The sequence below is a fragment of the Nocardioides glacieisoli genome, from assembly GCF_004137245.1.
GTDB classification, from domain to species: Bacteria; Actinomycetota; Actinomycetes; order Propionibacteriales; family Nocardioidaceae; genus Nocardioides; species Nocardioides glacieisoli.
In genome coordinates this window covers 67,847-77,194 of record NZ_SDWS01000013.1, presented here as the reverse complement: position 1 = coordinate 77,194, position 9,348 = coordinate 67,847, and the positions used below count along the sequence as shown (strand labels likewise).

The 9,348-nt window shown below is 67.4% G+C and carries 7 protein-coding genes; 4 read left to right on the top strand and 3 right to left on the bottom strand.

All coding sequences use genetic code 11. From position 1 onward, the window contains the following. The first annotated feature begins 2,014 nt into the window (after nt 1-2,014). The 4 genes from EUA06_RS20770 to EUA06_RS20755 all read left to right on the top strand — a co-directional run bounded on the left by EUA06_RS20770 (nt 2,015) and on the right by EUA06_RS20755 (nt 5,182). On the top strand, nt 2,015-2,638 hold the full coding sequence (locus EUA06_RS20770) for a maleylpyruvate isomerase family mycothiol-dependent enzyme (RefSeq protein WP_129479348.1): 624 nt from the start codon (nt 2,015-2,017) through the stop codon (nt 2,636-2,638). A 198-nt stretch (nt 2,639-2,836) separates the two neighbouring features. Then, a complete protein-coding gene (locus EUA06_RS20765) occupies nt 2,837-3,232 on the top strand; it encodes a VOC family protein (protein WP_242498294.1) in 396 nt (131 codons plus the stop codon). A gap of 161 nt (nt 3,233-3,393) precedes the next feature. After that, nucleotides 3,394-4,353 carry a transglutaminase-like domain-containing protein gene (locus EUA06_RS20760; RefSeq protein ID WP_129479346.1) on the top strand — a complete coding sequence of 320 codons (960 nt, stop codon included), beginning with the start codon at nt 3,394-3,396 and terminating at the stop codon, nt 4,351-4,353. Beyond that, nucleotides 4,331-5,182, top strand: a complete 852-nt coding sequence (locus EUA06_RS20755) for an AraC family transcriptional regulator (protein WP_129479344.1) — start codon at nt 4,331-4,333, stop codon at nt 5,180-5,182. Before EUA06_RS20760 ends, EUA06_RS20755 begins: the two co-directional genes overlap by 23 nt. 70 nt (nt 5,183-5,252) lie before the next feature. On the opposite strand, the gene istB is transcribed toward EUA06_RS20755, so the two are convergent. The 3 genes from istB to EUA06_RS20740 form a co-directional block, all read right to left on the bottom strand. Continuing rightward, nucleotides 5,253-6,053 (bottom strand): IS21-like element helper ATPase IstB, encoded by an 801-nt coding sequence (gene istB, locus EUA06_RS20750; RefSeq protein ID WP_129479342.1) that lies wholly within the window; start codon nt 6,051-6,053, stop codon nt 5,253-5,255. Continuing rightward, a complete protein-coding gene (gene istA / locus EUA06_RS20745; protein WP_129479340.1) occupies nt 6,053-7,285 on the bottom strand; it encodes an IS21 family transposase in 1,233 nt (410 codons plus the stop codon). The genes istB and istA overlap by 1 nt, the downstream gene beginning before the upstream one ends. Nucleotides 7,286-7,546: 261 nt before the next feature. Then, nucleotides 7,547-9,175, bottom strand: coding sequence for an ABC-F family ATP-binding cassette domain-containing protein (locus EUA06_RS20740; protein ID WP_242498293.1), 1,629 nt, complete (start codon nt 9,173-9,175; stop codon nt 7,547-7,549). Nucleotides 9,176-9,348: the final 173 nt, after the last annotated feature.

Genomic DNA, 9,348 nt, shown 5'->3' with positions numbered 1-9,348 from the left:
TTCTTCCAGCACGTAAGGGCATTCTCACTTCACGGCACGCTCACCCGACCAACCTCATCGGTGGATCGAGGCTAAGGCGGTACGCAGCGTGGCACGCTCCCGCACCTGGCACTGACGATGATCAAGGACACGGGCGCACCGATGAGTTGGTCGAGATGGCTGCGCGGGGTCGCGTGGTGCGGCGTGGGTGCGCTGCTCCTCGCGATCCCTATGTTGGGAATGGCACGAGTGATCGCGATGGTCGCTCCGCTGCTGTTGGCAGTTGCGATGGCGGGCACCGTGTCGGCCTTGACCGACGGTCGCACCCACCCCGAACCCACAGCGGACGGAGGAAGTGAGCGGGCCTACGACTTTCAACAGGGTGCGTGGTGGTGTTTGATCGCCGCCGCGTGCTCGTCGGTAGTGCTGTGCGCGGCAGTAGTGTCGCTCGTCTCGCCGAGTTGGGTGCTGGTATGGCTTGGCGTGGTCCTGGCCACGACGCCGCCGGTGCTGCGGATGTCACTCCACTTCGTGGGCCTCACCGGCCCCCCACACCGTCTCCCAGCGTCCGGCGGGCCTGGCGGGCCTGGCGGGCCTGGCGGGCCTGGCGGGCCAATGCTCGGGGATCGGCGAGCGACTGCTGCGCAGACAACCGTGGGAAGGGAGGCGCCTGATGTATCGGGGTGCCACGACGTCCGGGTCCTCGATCTGAACACGTCCGAGTTGTGCCGACTGTGGCGCGTCACGTTCTGGATGGTGCGAGACGTGCGCTCGCCGGCGCGAACGGTGGCCATCGTCGACCTACGCCAGGCCGTACTGGATGAGCTCGAGAGACGCCGCCCTGACGCGGTGAGATGCTGGCTGACGTCAGGCCGCGGCGAGGCCGACGGGCCAGCCCGCTACCTCTGAGTGAAGGTTGTCGACGAGCGGGATGCCTTCAGTCCTCGTCAACGTCGACGGCGGCCGCCACCTGGTCGAGCCGATCGAAGCCGTGGGGCTGTGCGTGGTGGTTGCTCGTGCCGTGCCGTCCACACTGCGGCAAGTGCGCTTGGCTGTGGCTGCGCTGTCTGCTCAGGTCAGGTCGAGTAGCTGATGCTGGTGCGCGGGTAGGTGGCGACCAGCCTGGGTGCCCACAGCCACGACCTCCCACGGCAGCGGCTGGTCGAGTACGACCTTGCCCCCATGCAGCAAGTGGCAGTGCACGTCGGTCCTGCGTTGCTCGCTCGTGAGTCGAGCCACCGCTGTCATCAACTGCTGGGCGCCGACTCGGCCACGGCTCACCGGGCCGGCCCAGTTTCCGCTGTCTTTGGTCCAGCGGGCGAGGGCCTCACGGTCCTGGGACACGACGTTCTCGAACCTGGTCGGTTGCCCATGGGGTGGGCGCAGCGGCCCGGCGCGGAATCGCCGACCGGTGACCCTTCTCGGCGCTGAGCTCCACCACCGACTAAGAGGTGGTCACGCCTGAGCTCATCGCGCCATAGTTGCACCCGCCAAGCCATACACAGCGCACCGGCAGGTGCACCTCGCGGAGAGACGTCACCCCCGGCGCAGACCCCTCGGCCGCCAAAGGCGGTCGGTGCGCACTCGCCCCGACATCACGACGTGACGGGGGCTGCCTGCTAGCAACAAGACCCGCAGACAGCCCCCCGCCTCTCCCCCGAGAGGCATCGTGACGTGGAAGCCACGCGATCACAGCCTAGTTGGTCCGATGGGCCCACGTCGGCACGATTCTGTTCAAGACAACTCGAAAAGGGGGTGCCCCGCCGTACGCCACGACCCGAGGGCGGCGGCACGCCATTCGGCACCCATACAACACGGGCCGCCGGCTTCACCCCTCTCAGCCCCAACCCGAACCGAAACCATCAGGAGCCGGCCCGTCGGTCAGGGCCACGTGACCGGTAGGCGATCGGCTCGCGAAGCGTGCCAGTACGGCATCCCGCACCGGGTCGCTCCGCGAGCCCATCCCGAACTGGTCACGCTGTAACTCTTCTGCGGCAACGTGCGCACCCAGGTGCGCTGTGGCACGGTTTCAGGCATGGGTGACAACTTCGACCTCATTGCGCGCGAACGGCGCGCCCTCGCCGATCTGCTCGCGACGCTTACACCGGAGCAGTGGACGGCGCCGAGCCTCTGCGGCGCCTGGACCGTCAAAGATGTCGCCGCTCACCTGCTGGTCGGCCCGACCGCTGGGCTACCGGAATTCACGTGGGCCATGTTCCGCGCACGGGGTCGGTTCCACATCGCAAATCAGGTGATGGTCCGCAACCGGTCTGCCCTGGCAGCCGACGAGCTCGTGCAGTTGCTACGTGACCACGCCGAGAGTCGCTTCACCCCGCCCGGCATGGACTGGAGAGTCCCACTGACCGACGTCTTGATTCACCGTGAGGATATCGCCGTGCCGTTGGGCCTGCCTCAAGATCGACCTGTCGAGCTCTGGCACTACGCCCTCGATCTCCTCGTCCACCCCAAGTCGCGCAAGGCATTCGGCGTGCCGCCGCTGCCCGCGGTGACCCTGAGCGCAACTGACCTCGACTGGAGCGCTGGCTTGGGACCAGAGATCACCGGGCCATCCTCGGCGATCGGACTCGCGCTGTCCGGGCGTCCCGCACTCGCCGATCGGCTGACCGGTGAAGGCGTCCCGGTGCTGACGCAGACCTGAGACCCGAGGCCGACCTGCCGTCCGTACGACGCCGAACAGTCACTGCGACAAAGATCTCGGGGGCGCCACTGCGGCCGGCTCTGCGCACGTACCGCCCACTGAGATGACACCACAGGACGATCGTCGCGCGGAGCGTCACCAGTGCGGGATAGGCTCGCGGAGCGCGCAACTCCGTGTTCAACGCGGGCAGGATCGGCGATGATCGCGAACATGGCTTCTCGTACATCGAACTTCTGCATCGACTCGATCGACCCGTACGCACAGGTCAAGTGGTGGTCACACGTACTGGTTGACTTCCGCCTCCTTGACGAGGCGGAGATGGGGCCCGACGAGGAGGAGTGCTGGCTGGTGGGGCCCGAGGACCGCGAGATCATCTTCGCCCGGGTCCCCGAGAAGAAAATGATCAAAGATCGCATGCATGTCTGCGTACGCCCGACCGACTGCTCACGCGAAGAGGAGGTCGATCGCATCCTCGCGTTGGGCGCCACGCTCGTCGACGACCGGCGCGATGGACCGGACAAGGGGTGGGCCGTCCTCGCTGATCCCGAGGGCAACGAGTTCTGCGTGCTTACCCGTTACGTCCCCACGAGCTGAGAGGCACTATCGCGTCCCGCAGTCCGATCACCGATCGGAACACAGAGCGTGCCGGTGCGGCGGTGGAGGTCTGCGACGTGACAGGTTGCAATTGCGATCAAGTGCGTTCCCGCGACGTAGGGCAGCGTTGACTCCTGATCCCCTACCGGACAGGAATGACGATGACCACCAGCCCCGCGACCAACCACTCCGCCCAGGTGCAGAGCGTGCTCGACTACTACACCGCGCAGTCGGTGAGCAGTTCACCGGGCAGGCACGCTGCACGGTTCGATGAGTTGCCTGTTGAGCCGGCCGCTGTTGCCCGGACCGTGCAGAACTTGCTCATCTACGAATGGGTGGCCGAGCCCTTCTACGCAGTGGCCATCCCAGACGAGCGGCGCGAGGAGACACACCTCCGCACTACTGAAGCGCTCATCGAGGCGATGTTGGCCCTTGATGACCGTGCCCTCGCCGAGCCGCGTAGTGCCGATAAGCGGGTGGTAGGTATCTGCCGTCACTTCATGTTGTTGGCGGTTGCGATCCTGCGCCACCACGGTGTCCCGGCACGCAGCCGGGGAGGTTTCGGGAGCTACTTCGGGCCTGGCAAGCAAGAGGACCACTGGGTTTGTGAGTACTGGGACGGTTCCGAACAACGGTGGAGAGTCTTGGATCCCCAGTTCGACGACAAGTTCGTCGCCGCGCTTGGGATCGACCACGACATCACCGACGTGCCTAGAGACAAGTTCTGGACGGCCTCCCGGGCTTGGCGCTCGTGCCGATCGGGTGAGAGCGATCCGATGGTTTTCGGCATCGAGAAGCACGAGATGCGAGGGTTGTGGTTCGTGGCTGGCAGCCTCGTGCGCGATGTGGCCACGCTCAACAAGGTCGAGGTCCTACCCTGGGATGTCTGGGGCGCGCAGCCCGCACCCGACACGGAGCTGTCTCAACAGGAACTGACGTTCTTCGACGGCCTCGCCGAAATCACCGCCGACCCGGATGCCAACCACCTGGAGATCCGGCGTCGCTTTGCTGCGGACCCGGGGCTTGCGGTTCCGACTACCGTGTTCAACTCGATGTTGCAACGCCGTGACCGAATGCCCTTGGAGTGGGAGGACGCCGATGTCACTCCGATCTCCCGTTGAGAAGGCGATCTGGTTCATCGAGAGTCACTTTTCCGAGGAGATCACGCTTGATGACGTCGCGGGTGTCTGCGGACTCTCGCGCTTTCAGACCTCCCGATTGTTCACCTCGACGTCCGGGCAGACCATGAGCGGATACCTGCGGGGACGTCGGTTGACGGAGGCAGCCCGAGAACTCGCCCAGGGCGCGCCGAACATCCTTGCTGTCGCGATCGAGGCCGGGTACAACTCGCACGAGGCGTTCTCCCGCGCGTTCATCCAGCAGTTCGGCGATACACCCTCCCAGGTACGAGACCGCGGTGGCGTCGACGGTCTCGCCTTAGTCGAGCCGATGCGCGAGGACCCGGCGGTTCTCCACCGACTCGCACCCCCAACCGTCCGACGCCGCGAGCAACTGCTCGTCGCCGGCATCAGTCGACGCTTCCCGGTCGACGACTTCGCCGGCATCCCCTCGCTGTGGCAAGACCTTCGCGCATTCGATGACGTCATCCCCGGGCAGCTGGGCAGCACCAGGTACGGGGTCATCAACGACATGTCAGCAGGCGGCGCCGACTACATGTACCTGGGTGGGGTCGAGGTCGCAGCCGGCACCGAGGTGCACCACCCGCTCAGCCGGATTGCCCTCCCAGCCGGACGTTGGGCGACCTTCACTCACGCCGGTCACATCACCACCATCGCGAGCACGATTCGAGCGATCTTCGTCGAGGCACTACCGGCAGCCGGTCTGACTCCTCAAGACGCTCCGGACTTGCTCGAGATCTACCCGGAGACGTTCGACCCAAGGTCCGGACTCGGAGGGGTCGAGCTATCGGTGCCGCTGCGCGATCGCTGAGTCGCTGTCGGCAACGCTCGAAAATGATGCCGATCCGACGCTCGAAAACGAGGCCACCGGTTCGTGTCTTCTAGTCTGCCGTGTCTTGGGTTCTGATGCTGGGCAGGGTGTCGATTCCGCGGTTGCGTAGCCGGTAGCTGGCGCCCTTCAGGGTGAGGACGTCGGCGTGGTGGACGACGCGGTCGATCATCGCGGCGGCGACGGCCTGGTCGCCGAACACGCCGCCCCAGCCGCTGAAGGGCAGGTTGGACGTGAGGATCAGTGAGGCGTGTTCGTAGCGGCTGGACACGAGTTGAAAGAACAGGTTCGCGGCGTCTTGCTCGAAGGGCAGGTAGCCGACCTCGTCGACGATGATCAGCCCGTAGCGCCGCAGCCGGGCCAGCTCCTGGGGCAGTCGTCCGGCGCGGTGGGCGTCGGTGAGTCGGGTGACCCACTCGGTGGCGGTCGCGAACAGCACGCGGTGGCCGTGGTGCGCGGCCGCGATCCCCAGCCCGGTGGCCAGGTGGGTCTTGCCCGTGCCGGGCGGACCCAGCAGGACGACGTTGCGAGCCTCGGTCAGGAACCCGCCCGATGCCAGCGAGGCGATCTGTTGCCGCACAGCCGGTTGGGCGTCCCAGTCGAACTCCTCGATCGTCTTGCGGGAACCGAACCCGGCGGCCCGGATCCGCAGTTGGGCCCCCGATGCGTTGCGGGCGGCGACCTCACGGTCGAGGACGGCGGCGAGGTACTCCTCGTGGGTCCAGCCGGCGTCGCGGGCGTGGTCGGCCAGCCGTCCAGCGGCTTCGGTGATCCGGGGTGCCTTCAATGCCGACGCCAGATACGTCAGCTGCTTGAGCGCTTCGTTGGTGTCGCTCTTCGCCTTGGTCGCCATCAGGCCACCTCCTCACCGTCGGTGAGGTCACCGTCGATGAGACCGAAGGCGCGGTCGTAGTCGGCCAGGTCCCGCAGCAGTCCGTCGTCCGGGTCCGGTGCTGGTCGGGGGCGTTGGAACTGCTCACGCAGGACCTTCGCTGCCGCGACGTGGGCAGGATCGGTGATGGTCATGCCGCGCGCCCAGACCCGGTCATGGACGGCGACCAGGCGCCCCTCGTGGCGGACTTCGACCCGTGTCAGGTCGGCGGTGACGTCGACGAACCGGCCGATCACCGCGGGGTCGACCGAGTAGTCGGACGAGTCGACGCGGACGTAGTAGTCGCGTCCCAACCGGACCCGGTTGGCCCACCCGACCGCCGGTGGAACCGGCGGCAGCGGCAGCATCGCCGCCCTATCTGCGTTCAGCAGATCGACCGGCCTGGTCTTGATCGTGCGCACGATTCGGTTGTTCGCCTTGGTCAGCCAGTCGCTGAACTGGGCGTCGAAGTCGGCCGGTGAGGTGAAGTCACGCCCGGGCATGAAGGAGGTCTCGAAGAACCCGTTGCGTCGCTCCACGATGCCCTTGGACTCGGGGTCGTACGGCTTCAGCCGCTGCAGCGTGGTCGCCAGGGTGCCGGTGAACGCCCCGACGCCCTCGGCATGCCGCTTGCCGCGACCGATGCCGGACTCGTTGTCCCAGATCAACCGGCGCGGGACCCGGCCGAGGAGCTGCAACAGCGTCCACATGCCCAGCAGCAGATCCTCGGTGTGCCTGGTCGGGATCATCCGCCCGACCATGAACCGCGAGTGCGCGCACGTGATCACCATGACCGGCAGCAGCGTCCTCGTGCCGTCCTCGAGCGGGATCTTCTTCGGCGGGAACCACAGGTCGCACTGCGCCGCGTCACCCGGCAGCCACCTCAGCCGATCCGCGGGATCGACCGGGCTGTGGTCAGGCCGCAGCCGCCGGACGTGGTCGCGGAACCACGTGATGGACCCGGTCCAGCCGACCCGTTCTGCGATCACCGTGGCTGGCATGTCGGGAGTCTTGGCCAGCAGCTGGCGCACCGCCGGCTCGAACGGCGTGAACGCCGTCGGCACCGCCGGCCGCTCGTACTTCGGCGGCCCGTCCGAGGCCAACGCCCGCGCCACCGTCGACCGACCCACACCCAGGTCCCGTGCGACCTGACGCTGCGGAACACCGTCCGCCACCAGCCGCCGAATCAGAGCCCAATCCTCCACAGAGATCACCCATCCAATCTGTCTGGGTGGCCTCGTTTTCGACCGTCGCTATGGCCTCGTTTTCAAGCGTCGTCGACAGTCGCAGGTTCGTCACCGCGCAACAGGAACGGTTCCGATTGCCGAACGGTGACCGGTCAGCGATCCCCTTCCGGACGGACGGAGCACACGTCGTCAATCAGCGCGAGGGGCGACGGCGTGCGCCGATAGCCGTTCGGCCTGCGGGACGGTTCGCGCCTCCCGACGTCGACTGGCACGCAGACCCGTTGCGGACTAACCCCCGTCGCACTGTTCGTTCGGGAACGCGTCGTCGACTTCCTGCTGTCCCAGGTCGAGACGAGGCCACGTCGCAAGGTCGGCGAGCATCTGCCGGTCGTGAGTTGCGACGACTACCGCGCAGGAGGTTGTTGTCAGCGCCTGAGTGAGCTCGTCGACGAGGGAGATCGAGAGGTGGTTCGTCGGTTCGTCCAGCATCAGCAGGTCGGGCTTCGCGGCCAGGCACATCGCCAGGTGCAGACGGCGCTGCTGGCCTTGGGACATCCGGCCGACCGCGACACGCTGCGTCGCCGCGTCCAGTAGCCCGAGGGCGGACAGGGACGGGGGTTGCCCCGGCGTTCCGTGTGCCTGGAAGCGGTCCGTGTGCGCTCGGTAGGTCTCGTAGGCGGTAATGTCCGGGTTCCATCTGGGCGCCTCCTGCGACAGCAGCGCCACTCGGTTTCCGTGGTGCACGCGGAGCTGTCCATGTGTCGGCTCGACCTGACCAGCCAGTACGGCGAGGAGAGTGGACTTGCCGGCGCCGTTCGGTCCGGTGAGCAGCAGCCGGCCGCCGCTCGTCAGCGACACGTCGACCGGGGATTCGAGTCGACCGTCGACGACCAGCCCATGGCCGTCGAGGACTGGGCGATTGGCCCGGATGGGCCGATCTGGCCAGGACAAGTGCCGCGGGGGCTCGGGCACGGTGATGCGGTGGCGTTCGAGATCCTCCACCCTGCGGTTGAAGGCCTGCACCACCCCGGCGGTGCGGGTGGCTCGCTGGTGCTTGCCCGTCCCCTTGTCCGGGCGCCAACCGGTGCGGAGACGGCCGCGTGCGTCCTCCGCGGCCTGCTGGAGCTCGGCGCGCTCGGTCTGCTGGGCTACGTGCTCCTGCTCCCAGCGCTCGCGCTCCCGGCGCCGGCCCTCGGCCCAGCCGTCGTACCCGCCGGAGTACTCGCGGGGAAGACCGTCGCGGCTTGGGTCCAGGTCGAGGAAGGTCGTGGCGACCTCGCGCAGAAGTGCCCTGTCGTGACTGACCACGGCCAGTCCGCCGGGGTGTTCGCGGAGTCGTCGGGTCAGGAAGGCAAGCGCCTCGGCGTCCAGGTGGTTGGTCGGCTCGTCCAACAGCAGCAGGTCCGTGCTCGAGCCGAGCACGACGGCCAGACGCACTCGATAGCGCTGCCCCACCGAGAGTGTGGCCAGTCGCCGACTCCGGTCGGTGCAGGCGCCCAGCCCGTCGAGAGCGACGTCGATACGTCGTTCGGCGTCCCACGCGTCGAGGACCGTGGCGACCTCGAGGGCCTGCGCATAGGCGTCCTCGGCTCCAGCCTCGCCGGCGGCCAGCGCCTCGGTCGCGGCGTCCAGTCGGTCAAGAGCGGTTAGGGAGTCGCCGACGGCATCCTTGAGCAAGTCCCCGACGGTGCGATCGTTGTCGACGTCGAGGGTCTGCCCGACGAGGGCCAGGGTGCCGATGCGCGTCACCGCGCCCCCGTCCGGCGAGAGATCGCCGGCCAGGACGCGCAACAGAGTCGTCTTGCCGCGGCCGTTCTCGCCGACCACGGCCAACCGTGAGCCGTTCGAGACCGTCACGTCGACGCTGGCCAGGACAGAGCGCTCACCAAGGGACACAGCGATGCCCTCGGCGCGCACGTGGGCAGCGGTACCCGCAGGCAATCCGCGAGTTACCCAGGCAGGAGCGTCGGAGGAAAGGGAAGAAGGGTCAGTGCGAAGCATGCGTGTTCTCTCAGCTCGTCAGGGAGCCGGGCAGCACGCGTAGCCGCCCGGCATAGGCCAGGACGGCGGACGAGAAACTCAGTCGGGTT